Raw genomic sequence first — 19,359 nt, 5'->3', positions numbered from 1 at the left:
AATTTAATAAATGTATTAAAGTCACTATGATTGAATCAAATCATGTTGTACTTTGGAACCGCTGTCTCGAAGTAATTAAAGACAATGTTCCAGAGACGACATATAATACTTGGTTTGCCCCGATTGTTCCATTAAAATATGAGGACAAAACATTGATCGTACAGATCCCGAGCCAGTTTTTCTATGAAATACTGGAAGAGAAATTCGTGGATTTGCTGCGAAAGACATTGTACAAAGCTATTGGCGAAGGCACCAAGTTAATGTATAACGTCATGGTCGACAAGACTTCGATTCCGAATCAAACCGTGAATCTCGAAGCAAGCAATCGTTCTACAGCTGTTACTCCTAAAAGCATCGTCGGTGGCAACAAGGCGCCCAGTTTCCTGAAAGCTCCTGCCGTACAGGACTTAGACCCGCACTTGAACCCGAACTATAACTTCGAGAACTTTATAGAAGGATACAGCAACAAACTTTCAAGAAGCGTAGCAGAAGCGGTTGCGCAAAATCCAGCAGGTACTGCCTTCAATCCATTGTTCCTTTACGGAGCGTCCGGAGTGGGGAAAACACACCTGGCAAACGCAATCGGTACTAAAATCAAAGAATTATATGCCGATAAAAGAGTATTGTATGTTTCGGCACATCTGTTTCAAGTGCAATATACAGACTCCGTACGTAATAACACGACCAACGACTTTATCAACTTCTACCAGACAATTGATGTATTAATCATTGATGATATTCAGGAATTTGCCGGAGTAACGAAAACTCAAAATACTTTCTTCCATATCTTCAATCATTTACATCAAAACGGAAAGCAGCTTATACTGACTTCCGACCGTGCCCCGGTATTATTGCAGGGTATGGAAGAACGTCTGTTGACCCGTTTCAAATGGGGAATGGTGGCAGAACTGGAAAAACCGACTGTCGAACTCCGCAAAAACATCCTGCGGAACAAGATACACCGCGACGGTCTGCAATTCCCACCGGAAGTGATCGACTATATCGCTGAAAATGTAAATGAGAGTGTACGAGACCTGGAAGGTATCGTCATCGCCATTATGGCACGCTCTACTATTTTCAACAAAGAAATAGACCTGGATTTAGCCCAACATATTGTACACGGCGTAGTTCACAACGAAACAAAAGCAGTTACCATTGACGATATACTGAAAGTAGTATGCAAGCACTTTGATCTGGAAGCATCGGCTATTCACACCAAATCCAGAAAAAGAGAAGTGGTTCAGGCACGTCAGATTGCAATGTACCTGGCTAAGAATTATACGGATTTCTCAACTTCAAAAATCGGTAAGTTCATCGGCAATAAGGATCATGCGACAGTGCTGCATGCTTGCAAGACTGTAAAAGGTCAACTGGAAGTAGATAAAAGCTTTCAGGCTGAGGTACAGGAGATTGAGTCGTTGCTGAAGAAGAAAGCATAATTCAAGTATTAGGTATTAAGTAATAGGTATTAAGTAATAGGTAATATCGAAGCTGCATAAACAAGTGCAGTCCGCATAGCTATTATCTATTACTTATTACCTATTACCTATCATTAGAATCCTTGTTGACGAAGCACTTTCAACAAGTTCTCAGACATAAATTCATTGTCTTTCTTTGTATAACGTACATCCGTAAATACCTGTGCCAGAGTTTCTTTCTTATTTTCTTCTATAAACTGTTTATTTTCCGGCAGTGATTCTTTATACTCGTACAAGCGATCGATGTCTTCCGGAGTATAATCATGGTAAACTTCCTGATGCACGGCAGCTTCGAGAGGCAAGCGGTCCACCTGGGCCGGAGTACCGTCCGGATAGCCGACTGTGATCGTCGTAATAGGGAATACCAGTTTCGGCAGTTGAAGTGTATCGATGATCATTTGCGGATTATAAGTAGTCGTTCCCAGATAACAGATACCCAAGCCTGCCTCTTCAGCCAACGTGCAGAAGGTTTGCGCAACCAACAAGGTATCCATAGACGCATTCATAAAAGACATTAAATTATCGTAGCCGGGAACAGCGTTTCTCTGTTCACACCACTTGCTGAAACGGCGGAAATCGGCACAAAAAGTAAGCACGACAGGTGCCCCTTTTACCATCGGCTGATTGAAATGAGCAGGAGAAAGTTTCTCTTTCATTTCTGCATCGCGAGTCACTATAACACTATAAAGTTGCATCCCTCCCATCGTAGAAGCGCGGAAAGAGGTTTCGAGCAAATCATTTAACAAATCAGGAGCAATATCTTTTTGCTGGTATTTCCGGATTGTTCTTCTGTTCTTTACGGTTTCAAACATATCTTTTTTTTGCAAAGATACAAAAAGAAATATTATTTTGCCATATCAATGAAATAATCTAATTTTCTTTTTGGAAAACTTAAAGCCATGAACAAAAAGCAAAGTTATCTGTTAATCAAAGACTTAACAATAACAAACGGAAAACTTAAAGCCTGTTGATAAAATGTTGCATTTTTATTTTGATAGATAAAAAAACATTCTTAGCTTTGTAGCCACATTTGTTACTGATAAGTAAACTTCTACACATTACTTATTAAATAATAAAATCTAAGACACATTGGATCGTGGAAAAACAAATTTATTCTTATGACGAAGCCTACGAAGAATCTTTACGATATTTTCAAGGCGACGAGCTTGCTGCAAGGGTTTGGGTAAACAAGTACGCAGTAAAGGATTCTTTCGGAAACATCTATGAAAAATCTCCGGAAGATATGCATTGGAGAATTGCCAATGAAGTAGCACGTATCGAGGCAAAGTATCCGAATGCACTGACAGCAAAGGAACTGTATGATCTGCTGGATCATTTTAAGTACATCGTTCCGCAAGGAAGCCCGATGACGGGTATCGGTAATGACTATCAGGTCGCTTCACTATCCAACTGCTTCGTAATCGGGGTAGACGGCGCAGCAGACTCTTATGGCGCTATCATCAAAATCGACGAGGAACAAGTACAGCTCATGAAAAGACGTGGAGGAGTAGGTCATGACTTGTCTCACATCCGCCCGAAAGGTTCTCCCGTTAAAAATTCGGCATTGACTTCCACTGGTCTCGTTCCGTTCATGGAACGTTATTCCAACTCTACCCGCGAAGTAGCTCAGGACGGTCGTCGTGGTGCACTGATGCTGAGTGTGTCTATCAAGCATCCGGATTCGGAAGCCTTCATCGACGCTAAAATGACGGAAGGAAAAGTTACCGGAGCCAATGTTTCCGTAAAGCTGGACGACGCTTTCATGCAGGCGGCAGTTGACGAGAAACCTTATATACAACAATATCCGATTGAATCGGCAAATCCGACTACCACTAAAGAAATAGATGCTTCCACATTATGGAAGAAGATTGTGCACAATGCATGGAAATCGGCAGAACCCGGTGTTTTATTCTGGGATACGATTATCCGTGAATCTGTGCCCGATTGCTACGCAGATTTAGGTTATAAGACTGTATCTACCAATCCATGCGGTGAAATTCCATTGTGTCCTTATGACTCTTGCCGTCTGCTGGCTATCAATCTATATTCTTATGTAGTAAATCCGTTTAAACCGGATGCCTATTTTGATTTCGAACTGTTCAAAAAACACGTTGCGCTGGCTCAACGCATCATGGACGACATCATCGACCTCGAACTGGAGAAGATCGAACGTATCATGGAAAAGATCGATCAAGACCCGGAAGGCGAAGAGGTAAAACATGCCGAACGCAACTTGTGGAACAAGATATATAAGAAGAGCGGTCAAGGTCGCCGTACAGGTGTGGGAATCACTGCGGAAGGCGATATGCTTGCTGCTTTAGGTCTGCGCTACGGAACCGAAGAAGCAACCGAATTCTCTGAAAAAGTACATAAGACAGTGGCCCTCGGTGCCTATCGTTCTTCGGTTGAAATGGCAAAAGAACGCGGTGCTTTCGAAATATACAGCAATGAGCGCGAACAGAACAATCCGTTCATTCAGCGTCTTGCCGAAGCTGACCCGGAACTGTATGCAGAAATGAAGAAATATGGCCGTCGTAATATTGCATGTCTGACGATTGCTCCTACAGGAACAACCAGTCTGATGACACAGACGACTTCCGGTATCGAACCGGTCTTCCTGCCCGTTTACAAGCGCAGAAGAAAAGTAAACCCGAACGATACGAATGTACACGTTGACTTTGTTGACGAGACAGGCGACGCATTCGAAGAATATATCGTATTCCATCATAAATTCGTGACATGGATGGAAGCTAACGGATACGATCCCGCCAAGCGTTATTCGCAGGAAGAGATTGACGAGCTGGTGGCTAAGTCACCTTATTATAAAGCGACTTCCAATGACGTAGACTGGTTGATGAAAGTAAAGATGCAGGGAAGAATCCAAAAATGGGTAGACCACTCTATCAGCGTAACCATCAACCTGCCGAACGATGTAGACGAGGATCTTGTCAACCGCCTGTATGTAGAAGCATGGAAATCCGGTTGCAAAGGATGTACGGTATACCGCGACGGCTCACGTTCCGGAGTATTGATTTCAACCAAATCGGATAAGAAAGAAACTCTTCCTCCTTGCAAACCGCCTACGGTAGTAGAAACACGCCCAAGAATACTGGAAGCCGACGTGGTTCGTTTCCAGAATAACAAAGAGAAATGGGTGGCTTTTGTAGGACTGCTGGATGGACATCCTTACGAGATATTCACCGGTTTGCAGGATGACGATGAAGGTATCCTGTTGCCGAAAAGCGTAACCAGCGGACGTATTATCAAGAATATAGACGAGGATGGAACCAAGCGTTACGACTTCCAGTTCGAAAATAAACGTGGATATAAGACGACTATCGAAGGATTGTCAGAGAAGTTCAACAAGGAATACTGGAACTATGCGAAGCTGATCTCCGGTGTACTCCGTTACCGGATGCCGATCGAGCAGGTTATCAAGCTGGTAGGTTCTCTGCAACTGAACAGCGAGAGCATCAACACTTGGAAGAACGGTGTAGAACGTGCATTGAAGAAATATATTCAGGACGGAACGGAAGCCAAAGGAAAGAAATGCCCGAATTGCGGTAATGAAACTTTGGTCTATCAGGAAGGCTGTCTGATCTGTACCACTTGTGGTGCTTCCAGATGCGGTTAACATGTGACGTATGTTAATTAATATATAAACAAAAGATTAAAAGGAGTCCTAATATGGCTCCTTTTATTTTTTATTCAAAAAAATGTCTTATACTTGCATAGTCATTAGTGTCTAATCAAAATCTAATATATATGACTGTATCATTTAACATCGAATATCGTACCAGTTGGGGAGAAGAAGTCAGGATTGCCGGACTGCTGCCGGAGTCGATCCCCATGCATACCACAGACGGCATATACTGGACGGCAGACGTGGAACTGGAAGTTCCTAAAGAAGGAATGACTATCAATTACAGCTATCAGATAGAACAAAACCAAATTATCATCCGCAAAGAATGGGACAGTTTTCCGAGACGTCTCTTTTTATCCGGTAACTCTAAAAAGAAGTATCAGATTAAAGACTGCTGGAAAAATATCCCCGAACAATTGTATTACTACAGTTCGGCCTTCACGGAAGCCTTGTTAGCCCATCCCGACAGAGCTGAAATTCCGCCTTGTCACAGAAAAGGGCTGGTCATCAAGGCATACGCCCCACGCATCAACAAAGACTATTGCCTGGCTATTTGCGGAAATCAGAAAGCATTGGGAAACTGGGACCCGGACAAAGCGATTCCCATGAGCGATGCCAACTTTCCGGAATGGCAGATCGAGCTGGATGCAAGTAAGCTGAAATTCCCGCTGGAATACAAATTCATCCTTTACCATAAAGAAGAAAAGAAAGCGGACTGCTGGGAAAATAACCCCAACCGCTATCTTGCCGACCCGGAACTGAAAACAAATGAGACGCTGGTCATCTCCGACCGATATGCATATTTCGATATTCCGGTATGGAAAGGGGCCGGTATAGCCATCCCAGTCTTTTCACTGAAATCAGAGAACAGTTTCGGAGTAGGAGATTTCGGAGATTTGAAACGCATGATTGACTGGGCTGTAAGTACCCAACAAAAGGTTATACAGATATTACCGATCAATGATACGACCATGACTCATGCGTGGACCGATTCTTATCCATATAATAGTATCTCCATTTATGCTTTCCACCCGATGTATGCAGATATAAAGCAGATGGGAACACTGAAAGACAAGTCAGCCGCAGCGAAGTTCAACAAAAAACAGAAAGAACTCAACGGCCTGCCGGCGATGGATTATGAAGCTGTCAACCAAACGAAATGGGAATACTTCCGACTGATCTTCAAGCAGGAAGGAGAAAAAGTATTAGCCTCCGGAGAGTTCGGCGAATTCTTTAATGCCAACAAGGAATGGCTGCAACCTTACGCTGTTTTCAGCTACCTGCGCGATGCCTTTCAGACACCTAATTTCCGTGAATGGCCCAGACATTCCGTTTATAATGCACAAGATATAGAGAAGATGTGCCGGCCGGAATCTGTAGATTACCCGCACATCGCACTTTATTATTATATCCAGTTTCACCTGCACCTGCAATTGGTAGCCGCTACGAAATACGCCCGCGAACACGGTGTCGTACTCAAAGGAGATATCCCTATCGGCATCAGCCGTAACAGTGTGGAAGCATGGACCGAACCTTATTACTTCAATCTCAACGGGCAGGCGGGCGCCCCTCCCGATGATTTCTCGGTGAACGGACAAAACTGGGGATTCCCCACGTACAACTGGGACGTCATGGAAAAGGACGGCTACCGCTGGTGGATGAAGCGTTTCCAAAAAATGTCAGAGTACTTCGACGCTTACCGGATTGACCACATCCTCGGTTTCTTCCGTATCTGGGAAATCCCGATGCATGCCGTACACGGATTACTCGGACAGTTCATTCCCTCCATCCCTATGAGTCGGGAGGAAATCGAAAGTTACGGTCTCCCCTTTCGGGAAGAATATTTGATTCCATATATTCATGAATCCTTCCTCGGGCAAGTATTCGGTCCGCATACCGATTATGTGAAACAGACTTTTCTGCTTCCTGCCGAAACACCCGGTGTTTATCACATGAAACCGGAGTTCACCACCCAACGGGAAGTGGAGAGTTTCTTTGCAGGAAAGAATGATGAAAACAGTCTTTGGATTCGGGATGGACTATACACTTTGATCAGTGATGTTCTTTTTGTACCGGACACGAAAGAAAAAGATAAATATCATCCGCGCATCGGAATACAACGCGATTTCATCTTCCGTTCACTCAATGAACAGGAGCAGAATGCGTTTAACAGACTGTATGACCAGTATTATTATCACCGCCACAACGAGTTCTGGCGCCAACAGGCTATGAAGAAACTACCGCAACTGACACAATCGACACGTATGCTGGTTTGCGGAGAAGACCTGGGTATGATTCCGGATTGTGTTTCGTCCGTCATGAATGATCTTCGTATCCTCAGCCTGGAGATTCAGCGGATGCCAAAGAATCCGATGCACGAGTTCGGATATTTAAATGAATACCCATACCGGTCGGTTTGTACCATCTCCACTCATGATATGTCTACTTTGCGAGGCTGGTGGGAAGAAGATTACCTGCAGACACAGCGTTACTACAACACGATGCTGGGGCATTACGGAACCGCACCGACAGTCGCCACTCCCGAATTGTGCGAAGAAGTGGTGCGCAATCATCTGAAAAGCAATTCCATACTTTGTATTCTGTCCCTGCAAGACTGGCTGAGCATTGATGGCAAATGGAGAAATCCGAATGTGCAGGAAGAACGGATTAATGTACCAGCCAATCCGCGCAATTATTGGCGTTACCGGATGCACCTCACTCTGGAACAGTTGATGAAAGCAGAAGCACTCAATGACAAGATACGTGAGCTAATAAAATACACCGGCAGAGCTCCCAAGAAATAAATATCTTTAGGCACGGGTGACACGGATTAACACGTTTTTTAGACCTATAATCTCTTAAAACTGTAAATCCGTGTCATCTGTGCCTGAATAAAATCAACTGATAGTTTTGACACCTCCGTTTCTCTCCCATGCGGCAATTCTTTATCTTCCTTCATTCCGTTTTTTCCAATTAATCAAGTATCTTTGCAACGCAAAAACGCAACGCAAAATAAATGGGAGACAATCAGCATCGGCGTATTGATTTTGTGGACTTAACCAAGGGAGTCTGCATTATTCTGGTAGTGATGGCGCATATCGGAGGCGCTTTCGACCAACTTGACAAGCATTCCATGCTATCCTGCTTTCGCATGCCTCTCTATTTCTTTATATCAGGAATTTTCTTCAAGCCTTATGAAGGATTATACGGGTTCATTATCCGAAAGACCAATAAGCTAATCATTCCCTTTATCTTCTTCTACGTCAGCGCCTTTCTACTAAAATACATTGTATGGAAGATTGCACCGGGAACTTTCCATCTCCCTGTGTCATGGAGAGAATTACTGTTTGTCTTTCACGGGCACGACCTCATCAAGTTCAATCCTCCCATCTGGTTTCTGCTTGCTCTGTTCAACTGCAATATCCTGTTCTATCTGATTCATTATCTGCGTGACAAGCATTTATCTCTGATGTTTGCAGCAACGTTACTGATCGGATGCACAGGATTCTTCCTGGGCAAATTTCACATCGAACTTCCTTTGTATATAGACGTTGCCATGACTGCCCTTCCCTTCTATGTGGCAGGTTTCTGGGTTCGCCGATATAATTTCTTCCTGTTCCCCAGTCATCGGTTCGACAAGATTATTCCCTCATTTGTCCTGCTGGCACTGGTCGTAATGTACTTCACCGCCACCACGCCGGGTATGCGGACCAACAATTATCCCGGCAACATATTCCAGGTATACATTGCCGCATTTGCCGGAATCTTTATGATTATGCTGATCTGTAAGAAAATAAAAAGAATAAGCATCGTTTCTTATCTGGGGCGATATTCCATTATCACACTCAGTATTCATGGACCGATTATTCACTTTACAAGACCGGTCGTTTCGCATTATATTCATAACGACTGGGCAGAAGCAAGCGCACTGCTCCTGCTGACATTGACCATCTGCATTCTCTTTACCCCTATCCTGCTTAAGATAATTCCACAGTTGGTGGCACAAAAGGATTTATTAAAAGTCAAATAATAAAACATTGTGCAAGCCAAACTTTTCTTAACTCTAAGTTTAATTATCAAATAATTTACTACTTTTGTTCCAAAGAACTATAGACCGAGAACAAATGAATATAACGATTGTCTTAGGAGATAAAATTCCATCTATAAAATACGGCGGAACTCAAAGAGTAATGTGGTATCTGGGTAAAGAACTCAATAAGCGCGGACACAAAGTCACCTTCATCGCAGGAAAAGGTTCCTCCTGCCCTTTCGCTAAAGTGATAGAACTGGACCCTAGCGTAAATCTGAACACCCAAATCCCCACAGACGCGGACATCGTACATTTCAACATTCCCGTTCCCGAAGGAATCACCAAGCCGCACTTACTGACCATACACGGCAATGGAATCCCGGCCAACGCAGACCGGAACATCGTTTTTGTCTCACGTAATCATGCACAAAGACTTGGAAGCGAATCATTCGTTTACAATGGACTGGACTGGGATGACTACGGTCCCGCCAACCTCACCCTTTCCAGAAAAAACTACCATTTTCTAGGCAAAGCAGCCTGGAAGGTCAAAAATATCAAAGGAGCTATCGCCGTTGTCCAAAGCATCAAGAACGCACAACTGGACGTTTTAGGCGGTTATCGCCTCAATCTCAAAATGGGCTTCCGATTCACATGGAATCCACGGATTCATTTTCATGGAATGGTAGATGATTCAAAGAAAAAAGTTATTATTGAGCAGTCAAAAGGGCTTATTTTCCCCGTTACATGGCACGAACCTTTCGGACTTGCAATCACCGAATCCTTATACTTCGGAGCTCCCGTATTCGGTACTCCCTACGGTGCGCTTCCCGAACTCGTTTCACCGGAAGTCGGTTTTCTGACCGCTCACGGACAGGAAATGGCCGAACATATACAGTCAGCACAATATTCTCCGAAAGTCTGCCACGAATATGCCAGAGATCTATTCAATTCAAGTGTCATGGCAGAAGCTTATTTAAAGAAATATGAAACTGTACTGAACGGCGAACCTTTGAATAAAGAAGTCCCCCATATTATAGATATCGCACGACGTCTTCCATGGGACTAAAAATGGCAGTTGAATTACATAGCTGATGAGTAAAATCTCATTTATAAAGCCTTTCATTCATTTAATAAGCGAACAAAAATGATCGAAAACACTTTATAAAAAGAAATAAAGCCTTACCTTTACTTTTTTAGAAAACAAAAGATATGAAGATAAACAACAGCTATATTTTGCTGAAAGACATCTGCTGCTTCGCTTATCATGGAGTAGCCCCCCAAGAGAATATCATTGGAAATGAGTATATTATCAACTTGAAGTTGAAGGTAGATATCAGTCAGGCTATTCAAACAGACGACGTGGTGGATACGGTCAACTATGCCGAAATACACGAAGCCGTGAAAGCTGAAATGTCCATCCCGTCGAAGTTGCTGGAACACGTATGCGGACGAATAGCTAAAAGACTACTGGCAGAATTTCCTGCCATTGAAGAAATAGAACTTCGTCTTTCCAAACGGAATCCGCCTATGGGAGCAGACATCGACTCAGCCGGAGTAGAACTGCATTGCAGCAGATAAGTACCTTTGCTTTATCAGTTTGTGTTATTATCAAGAAGCACATTGGTCTGTCATCCTATCATCCGGACTGCCACATCCGGTCAACTTATTTACAACACCCTATCATTCCGCTTGTGCCAAGTAATGGGCACAGTTATGCCAAAGGAGTGTCACGGTTGTGACAAGGGTGTGGCACAGTTGTGACAAAGGCTTGGAAACAGTTGTGACAAGGGCATGGCACAGTTGTGCCAAAGGCGTGGCATCGTCGTGCCAAAGGCATGGCACAAGTAAGGCTGCCTCATTTCTACTTGAAGCAGCCTCACACTATCATATTTTCAGTCTATAACGACCTATCTCTTCTTTCTTTTTCTTTTATTTACCGATTCTACAGCTTCCGTTACCACGGATTTGTTTTCGAACCGTTTCGTATAACTGGAATAGTCCGGATGGGTACGTTCGTAATCGGGATCCATAAACAGAGGGCTGGAAATGATATGATCCGCCGTAGAACGATTACAACAGAAAACGATGTTCTCAACACCGGCCAGTCGGGTTAATGCTTTAACATCCGTATCATGTGGCTGCAAAGTCATAGGGTCAGTGAAAAAGAATAGATAATCAATCTGACCGTCCACAATACGCGATCCCATCTGCTGGTCACCTCCCAAAGGACCGGATTTCAGAATTGTGAAGTCCCACTCCACTTCAGGATGCTTCTCCTTCAGTGCTTCCAGAATCAGAGTACCTGTAGTACCTGTACAATAGAATTTATTTCCCATCAACAGTTCCGAGTTCCACAGCACCCATTCGATGAGGTCTTTTTTCATGGCATCATGTGCTACCAGCCCGATGCCTCTCCTTACTTTTGGTTCCATTTTGTTATCCTTTTAAATCCGACAATTGAGAGAATCTTTTGCACCCTCCCACATAAAACTGCCACAAGATACTACTTTTTATCCGTTCAGGGATTGGATTCAAAGAAGTTTTTCTTAAGTTTTCTTTACGGGAAGAAGAAAATGAAGGACAAATCTGTTTATATTCTTTCCGGGCACGCATCACCGCACGGGCGTTGTCCAACTGCCCCTTCAGCAGAAATGTGAATGCAGCCACGTAATCGAGACAAGTCCGGATACGCATCACTTTATTTAACTCTTCGTCCGAAAGATTCTTATAGAGCATGACAAGATTATTACGAAAATTCAAAAAAGTCTTGCGGGGATTCTCCTTTTTCAGAGTTGCACCACCGACGTGATAGACCGTACTTTGAGGAATGCAAACGATTTCCCGACCACGGGAACGTAGTCGCCAGCATAAATCAATCTCTTCCATGTGGGCAAAGAAACGTCCGTCCAGTCCGCCCGCCTCACGATAATCCGCATGACGGATAAACAGGGCGGCTCCCGTTGCCCAGAAAACTGGCAGGATCGTATCATACTGTCCCTCATCCTTTTCAACCACTCCCATTATACGTCCACGACAGAACGGATAGCCGTACTTATCTATAAATCCTCCGGCTGCTCCGGCATATTCAAAATACTCTTTTTGCCGCTGGCTACGGATTTTCGGCTGACAGGCAGCTACCTCCGGATGGCCATCAAGATAGGAGATCATCGGTTCAAGCCAATGTTCGGTCACCTCAACATCAGAATTCAGAAGTACCACATACTCCGCTTCTACCTGCTGCAAAGCCAGGTTATATCCATCTGCGAATCCATGATTCTGATCCAGCACAATGATCCGGACACAAGGAAATTCTTCCCGAAGCATTTCCACAGAAGCATCCGTAGAGCCATTGTCGGCCACACAGACTTCTACTTCTTCGCTCTTCGAATAGCGGATCACGGACGGAAGAAAAGTACGAAGCATATCGCACCCGTTCCAATTCAGAATAACCACTGACACTTTCATCCTTACCCCCTTTCACATTCAGCCTTAGACGCTTTCCAACGTTTATGAGACCACAGCCAATAAGCCGGTTCCCTGCGAATCGTCTGTTCCAGATAATCAGCAAACATTTCCGTAATTTCTCCTTCACCCGTCTCCTTCGGTTTCTCTGTCATCAGCTTAAACTCAGCTACGCAATACCCTCTGCCGGGTTTTGTCAGATCACAATAGAACACAGGGAAGTTCATCATTTTCGCAATGCGCTCCGCACCATTCAGAAAGGCGGTTTCCTGCCCCAAAAAAGTAGTCCAGTATTTTTCGTTTCCGCTGGGCCACTGGTCAGTAATCAGACCGACAACCATCTTTTTGCCTTCGCGCTTCAACTTGATAATTTCGCGTGCCGTAGAATGTTTCGGAACGTTATATCCTCCGAAGCGGGAACGGATGCGCTGAAACAATTCGTTCAAGTATTTATCTTTCAGAGGTTTATAGACTTGCATCGGTACATCACCCGGTTTCATAATAGATCCCATCCCGATCAGCCATTCATAATTGGCATAATGAGGAATCATTACGATGATTCCGCCATATTTCTCGGTCAGTTCCAGATATTGTTCCGTATTCTTATAAGTCATCCGCTTATAAAGGTCTTCGGGTGACATATGAAGCATTTTCAAGTCTTCAAGCATATAGTCGGAAAGGTAACGATAGAAACGGCGTTCGATCTGCAGCCTTTCTTTCTTGTCTTTTTCGGGAAATGATTTCTTCAGATTCTCCCGTACTACTTTCCGGCGATACCTCCCTATACGGTACATCAACAGGTAATTGAAATCCGAAAGTAAATACAATATCCGGAAGGGAAGCGCCGAAAACAGCCACATCCCGCTATATACCAGCCAATAGATAAATCTAGACTTCATAATTCATCAGAATTGTGCCTTTAAGCGCTGTCATGTCTTCATTAAATTCTCCCAGTCGGACGTTAATCATCTGATTGTCCAATGATTCGTCATTCTCCACTTCTACGCGGATATAGTTAGCGGTAAACCCGTGCATCGGCGTACCTGCTTTTGATTTTTCCATCAATACCTGCATGGTCTGCCCGATGTGACGGGTATAGAAAACCCGTGTCTTTTCATCAGAAAGTGTCAGCAAGCGCTGGCTGCGCTGATGTTTCTCTTCCGGCGAAACCACATAATCTATCTTCAGGGCCTGCGTCCCCGGACGTTCGGAGTAGCTGAACACATGCAACTGTGTCACATCCAGTCCGGAAATAAACTGATAAGCCTGTTCAAAATACTCTTCCGTCTCTCCGCGAGTACCTACAATCACATCGACTCCGACAAAGGCATCCGGCATCACTTCCTTGATTTTCTTTACTTTAGAGGCAAAAAGAGCCGTATCATAACGACGGCGCATCAATTTCAGCACTTCATCGCAACCGGATTGCAACGGGATATGAAAATGAGGCATAAATCTACGGGAACGGGAAACGAACTCAATGATTTCATCAGTCAGCAGATTGGGCTCGATAGAGGAAATGCGGTAACGTTCGATGCCTTCCACCTGATCCAGCGCTTTCACCAGATCAAAGAAAGTCTCACCGGTAGTCTTACCAAAATCGCCGATATTCACGCCTGTCAGTACGATCTCTTTTCCGCCTTCGGCAGCAGCCTGCCTTGCCTGCTCCACCATAGAGGCAACAGTACCGTTACGGCTGCGTCCACGGGCAAAAGGAATGGTACAATAAGAACAGAAATAATCGCATCCGTCTTGTACTTTCAGGAAGAAACGAGTACGGTCGCCCCGTGAACACGAAGGAGAAAACGAACGGATATCTTTGGTGGTGGTAGTAAATGCCTCTCCCTCTTCATGCTTATGGAGGTCGCCGAGATACTGCAACAAGTCTCCTTTCTGCTCGGCACCCAGCACTACATCTACTCCTTTTATCTTTGCCACGTCGCCGGGTTTCAACTGCGCGTAACATCCGGTCACTACCACAAAAGCTCCGGGATGCTGCTTGACCAACCGATGAATAGCCTGACGACATTTCTTGTCTGCCATCTCCGTCACCGAACAAGTATTTACTACACAGATGTCTGCTTTTTCCCCTTTACGTGCAGTCCGGACTCCTGCCTCCCGCAGGATTTTGCCGATAGTTGAAGTCTCTGAAAAGTTCAATTTGCAGCCTAACGTATAATAAACGGCTGTCTTATTTTGAAATACAGTGGTATCTATCATAATCTGTTATAACGCATATTTCCTGCAAAGTTACACATTATTATTAGTAAAACACTTTAGGATACGAAAGTTTATTCCTATTTTTGCACAATTCACTAAAAAACGTGCAATGATTAAAGAGAATTTCATTAAACTATACGAAAATAGTTTTCGGGAAAATTGGGATTTACCTTGCTATACCGATTATGGTGAATCCGTTCATTATACTTATGGCCAGGTAGCCGGAGAAATCGCCCGTATGCACCTGCTCTTCAAACACTGCAGCCTGCGTAGAGGAGATAAAATAGCCGTTATCGGCAAAAATAATGCCCACTGGTGCATCGCCTACATGGCAACCATCACCTACGGAGCCATCATCGTCCCTATCCTGCAAGACTTTACGCCCAACGATGTGCATCATATCGTCAACCATTCCGAGTCCGTTTTCCTCTTTACCAGTGACAGCATCTGGGAAAGCCTGGAAGAAGAAAAGCTGACCGGACTGCGCGGAGTTTTTTCGCTCACCGACTTCCGCTGCCTCTATCAGCGGGACGGAGAAACTATTCAGAAGTTTCTGGTACACCTCAATGATGAAATGTACGCCGCCTATCCGAAAGGATTCACGCGCGAGGACATTCAATACACTACGTTATCCAATGATAAGGTAATGCTGTTGAACTACACATCGGGAACTACCGGCTTCAGCAAAGGGGTAATGTTGACGGGCAACAATCTTGCCGGCAATGTCACTTTCGGCATCCGCACCGAGTTACTTAAAAAAGGAGATAAAGTGCTTTCTTTCCTGCCACTGGCACACGCCTACGGTTGCGCTTTCGACTTTCTGACTGCAACTGCCGTCGGAACTCATGTCACCCTGCTCGGTAAAACGCCTTCTCCCAAAATTATCATGAAAGCTTTTGAGGAGGTAAAACCGAACCTGATCATCACTGTTCCGCTGGTCATCGAGAAAATATATAAAAATGTCATTCAGCCGCTCATTAATAAGAAAGGTATGAAATGGGCATTAAACATTCCTTTGCTCGACACCCAGATTTATAATCAGATACGGAAAAAACTGATAGACGCCTTAGGCGGACGTTTCAAAGAAATCATCATCGGAGGCGCTGCCATGAATCAGGAAGTGGAAGAGTTCTTCTACAAAATAAAGTTCCCTTTCACCATCGGTTATGGTATGACCGAGTGCGGACCACTGATCAGCTATGCTCCCTGGAATGAATTTATTTTAGGCTCTTCCGGCAAAGTGCTGGATATCATGGAGGCACGCATCTACAAAGAGAATCCGGAAGCGGAAACCGGAGAGATTCAGGTACGTGGCGAAAACGTGATGGTAGGATATTATAAGAATCCGGAAGCCACCCAGGAAGTGTTTACCGAAGACGGCTGGCTACGCACCGGTGACCTCGGCACTATGGACGCCAGCGGAAATATCTTCATTCGCGGACGACTCAAAAGCATGATTCTGAGTTCGAGCGGACAGAACATCTTCCCCGAAGAGCTGGAAGCCAAACTCAATAACCTGCCATTCATTCTTGAAAGCCTCGTCATCGAACGTAACAAGAAACTGGTGGCACTGGTCTATGCGGATTACGAAGCGCTTGATTCTCTCGGATTGAACAATCCGGATAACCTGAAAACCATCATGGATGAAAATCTGAAGAACTTAAATAATAATGTAGCTGCGTATGAAAAAGTCAGCAAGATTCAGCTTTATCCTACGGAATTTGAGAAAACCCCGAAAAGAAGCATCAAAAGGTATCTATATAACAGTATAGCTGTCGATTAGTATGTTTTAAAACATGGATTGAAGGCGTAATATAACAAGCTTCTAAAAAAAATTATAAAAATAGTTGGCTTTTCGAGAACAACATATTGAAAAAGTACATAACTTTGCAGCGTTTTAATAAAGCAATTGATTGTATTACGTTTTTAAAAAGCAAAGAAAATGAAAAAATTAGTTTTGATGGCCGTAGCTATCGTAGCAGTATCATTCGCATCTTGTGGTAACAAAGCAGCTGACGCAGCAAAAGCTCAACAAGATTCTATCCGCATCGCTGACTCAATCGCAGCTGTAGAAGCAGCAGCAGCTGAAGCAGAACAAGCAGCAGCTCAGGCAGCAGCTGACTCTTTGAATGCAGATAGCACTGCAACTGAAGCTGTAGCTGAATAATTCAGAACAGCCTAGAGAGAATTGAAAGTCTGACATGCTAAAAGCATGCACAGACTTTTTTTTATGCCTTATTTAGCGTATGAGCTTTTCACAAAGGGAGCATCCAGCAAATAATCCAGACTTACCTCGACACTTTTCTCTACGGGCATGCTGTAGCTTTCTATCTCTGCAACAAGATGCTTCACACCAGCTGTCTTTGCATTCTTGAAAATAGCGTCGAAACCAACCATTCCGCTCTGCCCGATTTCTCTGTGATCTTTGATATGGAACATTTTAAAACGACCGGGGTATTTATTAAAATAATCGACCGGACTGTTTTGTCCGCGAACTACCCAATAAACATCCATCTGGAAGAAAACATATTCAGGATTGGTATGCTCAATCATGTAATCATACATCACTTTATCTTCTACCTTCTGAAATTCATGAGCATGATTATGGTATCCGAACGACATCCCCTGCTGTTTACAACGTTTGCCTATTTCATTGTAATAAGCACAATATGTATCCAACTCCTTAAGTGTTTTAGGCACATCCATCCAAGGAGCTACAATGTAACTCATGCCGGCAGCTTTATGATCAGCAATACACTGGTCCCACCATTGAAGTGAACTTGAAAAATCACCGGAAGCTAATTCTTCTTTCGACAATCCTCTTGTGCAATGTGAGGATAAAACCTTCAGTCCGGCAGATTCTACATCTTTTTTAAATTGGTCGGGAGTTCTGTCGTAAAACTTTCCATTATTATAATTGGCGGCTTCCACACTGGTATATCCCATTTTCGCCAAGTTCTTCAGAAGAGTAATATAAGCGGCGTCACATTTGCCGTCCTTATTGTCTACCTTATTCAATATATCCCTGACAGAATAGAGTTGAATCGCTACTTCTTTTTTAGCTTTTGCTTTCGCTTTTGTTTTAGACTGTGCCATGGCCGTAAACGAAATCATTAAAAGAAGAGCCAGCGCACATAGATTTATTTGGAGTTTCATGTTTGTAGATAAAGGGGTTCATGTATTAAAATAAAAAAGCTGTGTCAGAAGTTCGTCGGGCATATCATTCTGTCATTCAGAACTAAATGCCATGTTGATGTTACTTTTGACACAGCCTATCTTTGAATTATTTATGTGATCAGTCCAGAACTTTCACGCGGATATTGCGGAACCAAACGTCATCACCGTGATCCTGCATTCCGATAAATCCTTCGTGGTTTTCACCACCGCAATTATTCAGCAGTTCGAAAGCCAACGGCCATTTGTCCTGGCTGAATTTGCTGGCTTGCAAGAGGTCAGTCCATTGTTTGGTCCACAAGTGGTATTCGAGTACATTCTCGTCATTCTGTCCATGAACAACAGTACCTTTATAAACCATAATCTTAGCCTTGTTCCATTCGCCGAAAGGTTTCGCATTCTGAGGAACTGCCGGAATCATGTCATATAAAGAAGCCGACTGACGGTTATTGTCTTTACCCAATTTTGCATCCGGATGATTGTCATTGTCCAATACCTGATATTCAGGTGCGGAAATATAGATCGGTTCGAGCACGTCGTTACCGTCCTTATCTTTAGAAGTCACTTCCTGAGCTAAATAGAAGATACCGGAGTTACCGCCTTTGGAAACCTTCCATTCCATTTCCAGTTCGAAGTTTTTGAATTTGTGGGCAAAGATCAGGTCTCCGCCGTCACCATCCTGTGCTTCACCGCCACCGGAACCGTTGAACTTGATGCAACCGTCTTCGATAGTCCACTTGGAAGGAACTCTGTCCTTGCCATAACCACGCCATCCATTAAATGTTTTGCCGTCAAAGATAGTGATGTAACCATCCGCATCTACCGGTAATTGCAAGCTATCCATTTCTGCTGCTTTTAATGATTTTGAATATGATAATGCTACTTCGTTTGCCGATTGCTCTTCCTGAGCACTCCCGGCTTTCTTCTGACCGCTGCAGGAAACTAAAACTCCCGCTGCAAGACAACAAGCTAATGGGTAAAATACTTTTTTCATATAATATCAATTTATTTTTTTGATCTTTAATTTCCTCTTATCGTGGCATATCAGGCAAATTCCATCCTTCGCGATAGTTATGTTTCACCAGTTCGGCTGCGAATTGTTTCGCGTTGATCGGATCTGTCCAGGTCTTGTTGAATGACGGGTGACCATCATGAATCGTAAATCCGTCCTTAATGCAGGTTCTGAGTGTTTCATTATCACCGATATTGGTGAAGCACATATTAGCGCCGTCCCATTCCAGTGTCTTGTTCAATCCTTGCAGACGGATAGCCAATACACCCATTACCACCATTTCATTCATCGGTCCCGATTCGGAGAAATCCGCTTTCGGCATCACGCGGTTGGATTTGTC

At 43.8% G+C, this 19,359-nt stretch carries 15 protein-coding genes and 1 pseudogene; 8 read left to right on the top strand and 8 right to left on the bottom strand.

The genetic code is table 11. The features are described from left to right. Positions 1-26 precede the first annotated feature (26 nt). Positions 27-1,439 (top strand): chromosomal replication initiator protein DnaA, encoded by a 1,413-nt coding sequence (gene dnaA / locus HMPREF9007_RS22975; RefSeq protein ID WP_008759760.1) that lies wholly within the window; start codon positions 27-29, stop codon positions 1,437-1,439. Positions 1,440-1,552: 113 nt separating this feature from the next. Here the strand turns inward: dnaA and HMPREF9007_RS22980 are convergent, their stop codons facing one another. Beyond that, on the bottom strand, positions 1,553-2,290 hold the full coding sequence (locus tag HMPREF9007_RS22980) for an NADPH-dependent oxidoreductase (RefSeq protein WP_008763940.1): 738 nt from the start codon (positions 2,288-2,290) through the stop codon (positions 1,553-1,555). 284 nt (positions 2,291-2,574) lie between these two features. Between HMPREF9007_RS22980 and HMPREF9007_RS22985 the strand changes: the two genes are divergently transcribed. The 5 genes from HMPREF9007_RS22985 (at position 2,575) to folB (ending at position 10,729) form a co-directional block, all read left to right on the top strand. Further along, entirely contained in the window at positions 2,575-5,112 is a 2,538-nt protein-coding gene (locus HMPREF9007_RS22985) for an adenosylcobalamin-dependent ribonucleoside-diphosphate reductase (protein ID WP_008759758.1), read from the top strand. A 131-nt stretch (positions 5,113-5,243) separates the two neighbouring features. Beyond that, a complete protein-coding gene (locus tag HMPREF9007_RS22990) occupies positions 5,244-7,925 on the top strand; it encodes a 4-alpha-glucanotransferase (protein ID WP_008759757.1) in 2,682 nt (893 codons plus the stop codon). Between the two features lie 212 nt (positions 7,926-8,137). After that, on the top strand, positions 8,138-9,151 hold the full coding sequence (locus HMPREF9007_RS22995) for an acyltransferase (RefSeq protein WP_008759756.1): 1,014 nt from the start codon (positions 8,138-8,140) through the stop codon (positions 9,149-9,151). Positions 9,152-9,245: 94 nt separating this feature from the next. Then, entirely contained in the window at positions 9,246-10,217 is a 972-nt protein-coding gene (locus tag HMPREF9007_RS23000; RefSeq protein ID WP_008759755.1) for a glycosyltransferase family 4 protein, read from the top strand. 143 nt (positions 10,218-10,360) lie between these two features. Next, positions 10,361-10,729, top strand: coding sequence for a dihydroneopterin aldolase (gene folB, locus HMPREF9007_RS23005; protein ID WP_008759754.1), 369 nt, complete (start codon positions 10,361-10,363; stop codon positions 10,727-10,729). A 329-nt stretch (positions 10,730-11,058) separates the two neighbouring features. On the opposite strand, the gene HMPREF9007_RS23010 is transcribed toward folB, so the two are convergent. Genes HMPREF9007_RS23010 through mtaB form a run of 4 tightly spaced genes read right to left on the bottom strand, consistent with a single transcriptional unit; the run spans position 11,059 to position 14,833 of the window. Continuing rightward, positions 11,059-11,583: a methylglyoxal synthase gene (locus HMPREF9007_RS23010; RefSeq protein ID WP_008759753.1), complete on the bottom strand. Its 525-nt coding sequence runs from the start codon at positions 11,581-11,583 to the stop codon at positions 11,059-11,061. A 4-nt stretch (positions 11,584-11,587) separates the two neighbouring features. Continuing rightward, positions 11,588-12,616 (bottom strand): glycosyltransferase family 2 protein, encoded by a 1,029-nt coding sequence (locus tag HMPREF9007_RS23015; protein ID WP_008759752.1) that lies wholly within the window; start codon positions 12,614-12,616, stop codon positions 11,588-11,590. Between the two features lie 2 nt (positions 12,617-12,618). Next, positions 12,619-13,512, bottom strand: a complete 894-nt coding sequence (locus HMPREF9007_RS23020; protein WP_008759751.1) for an acetyltransferase — start codon at positions 13,510-13,512, stop codon at positions 12,619-12,621. Beyond that, positions 13,502-14,833, bottom strand: a complete 1,332-nt coding sequence (gene mtaB / locus HMPREF9007_RS23025) for a tRNA (N(6)-L-threonylcarbamoyladenosine(37)-C(2))-methylthiotransferase MtaB (protein WP_008759750.1) — start codon at positions 14,831-14,833, stop codon at positions 13,502-13,504. Before mtaB ends, HMPREF9007_RS23020 begins: the two co-directional genes overlap by 11 nt. Before the next feature lie 109 nt (positions 14,834-14,942). On the opposite strand from mtaB, the gene HMPREF9007_RS23030 reads away from it, so the two are divergent. After that, the gene (locus tag HMPREF9007_RS23030) at positions 14,943-16,616 is read left to right on the top strand and encodes a long-chain fatty acid--CoA ligase (RefSeq protein ID WP_008759749.1); all 1,674 of its coding nucleotides are present in this window, start codon (positions 14,943-14,945) and stop codon (positions 16,614-16,616) included. A 159-nt stretch (positions 16,617-16,775) separates the two neighbouring features. Continuing rightward, positions 16,776-17,000 carry a hypothetical protein gene (locus HMPREF9007_RS23035; protein ID WP_008759748.1) on the top strand — a complete coding sequence of 75 codons (225 nt, stop codon included), beginning with the start codon at positions 16,776-16,778 and terminating at the stop codon, positions 16,998-17,000. A 68-nt stretch (positions 17,001-17,068) separates the two neighbouring features. Here HMPREF9007_RS23035 and HMPREF9007_RS23040 read toward each other — a convergent pair whose 3' ends face one another. The 3 genes and pseudogenes from HMPREF9007_RS23040 to HMPREF9007_RS23050 form a co-directional block, all read right to left on the bottom strand. Next, positions 17,069-17,989, bottom strand: a complete 921-nt coding sequence (locus HMPREF9007_RS23040; protein WP_008759747.1) for a sugar phosphate isomerase/epimerase — start codon at positions 17,987-17,989, stop codon at positions 17,069-17,071. Positions 17,990-18,128: 139 nt separating this feature from the next. Continuing rightward, positions 18,129-19,001, bottom strand: coding sequence for a DUF1080 domain-containing protein (locus HMPREF9007_RS23045; RefSeq protein WP_008759746.1), 873 nt, complete (start codon positions 18,999-19,001; stop codon positions 18,129-18,131). Between the two features lie 37 nt (positions 19,002-19,038). Further along, positions 19,039-19,359: pseudogene (locus HMPREF9007_RS23050) on the bottom strand (gfo/Idh/MocA family oxidoreductase); the annotation flags it as partial.

The organism is Bacteroides sp. 1_1_14 (assembly GCF_000162515.1).
GTDB classification, from domain to species: Bacteria; Bacteroidota; Bacteroidia; order Bacteroidales; family Bacteroidaceae; genus Bacteroides; species Bacteroides thetaiotaomicron.
The sequence above is the reverse complement of the archived record's forward strand: the minus strand, read 5'-3'. Positions and strand labels throughout refer to the sequence as shown.

Coding starts and splice junctions, on each gene's coding strand:
- HMPREF9007_RS23010 (WP_008759753.1), bottom strand. CDS start 11,583: ATGGAACCAAAAGTAAGGAGAGGCATCGGGCTGGTAGCACATGATGCC.
- HMPREF9007_RS23030 (WP_008759749.1), top strand. CDS start 14,943: ATGATTAAAGAGAATTTCATTAAACTATACGAAAATAGTTTTCGGGAA.
- HMPREF9007_RS23045 (WP_008759746.1), bottom strand. CDS start 19,001: ATGAAAAAAGTATTTTACCCATTAGCTTGTTGTCTTGCAGCGGGAGTT.
- HMPREF9007_RS23035 (WP_008759748.1), top strand. CDS start 16,776: ATGAAAAAATTAGTTTTGATGGCCGTAGCTATCGTAGCAGTATCATTC.
- HMPREF9007_RS22990 (WP_008759757.1), top strand. CDS start 5,244: ATGACTGTATCATTTAACATCGAATATCGTACCAGTTGGGGAGAAGAA.
- HMPREF9007_RS22995 (WP_008759756.1), top strand. CDS start 8,138: ATGGGAGACAATCAGCATCGGCGTATTGATTTTGTGGACTTAACCAAG.
- HMPREF9007_RS23020 (WP_008759751.1), bottom strand. CDS start 13,512: ATGAAGTCTAGATTTATCTATTGGCTGGTATATAGCGGGATGTGGCTG.
- HMPREF9007_RS22980 (WP_008763940.1), bottom strand. CDS start 2,290: ATGTTTGAAACCGTAAAGAACAGAAGAACAATCCGGAAATACCAGCAA.
- HMPREF9007_RS23000 (WP_008759755.1), top strand. CDS start 9,246: ATGAATATAACGATTGTCTTAGGAGATAAAATTCCATCTATAAAATAC.
- dnaA (WP_008759760.1), top strand. CDS start 27: ATGATTGAATCAAATCATGTTGTACTTTGGAACCGCTGTCTCGAAGTA.
- folB (WP_008759754.1), top strand. CDS start 10,361: ATGAAGATAAACAACAGCTATATTTTGCTGAAAGACATCTGCTGCTTC.
- HMPREF9007_RS23015 (WP_008759752.1), bottom strand. CDS start 12,616: ATGAAAGTGTCAGTGGTTATTCTGAATTGGAACGGGTGCGATATGCTT.
- mtaB (WP_008759750.1), bottom strand. CDS start 14,833: ATGATAGATACCACTGTATTTCAAAATAAGACAGCCGTTTATTATACG.
- HMPREF9007_RS23040 (WP_008759747.1), bottom strand. CDS start 17,989: ATGAAACTCCAAATAAATCTATGTGCGCTGGCTCTTCTTTTAATGATT.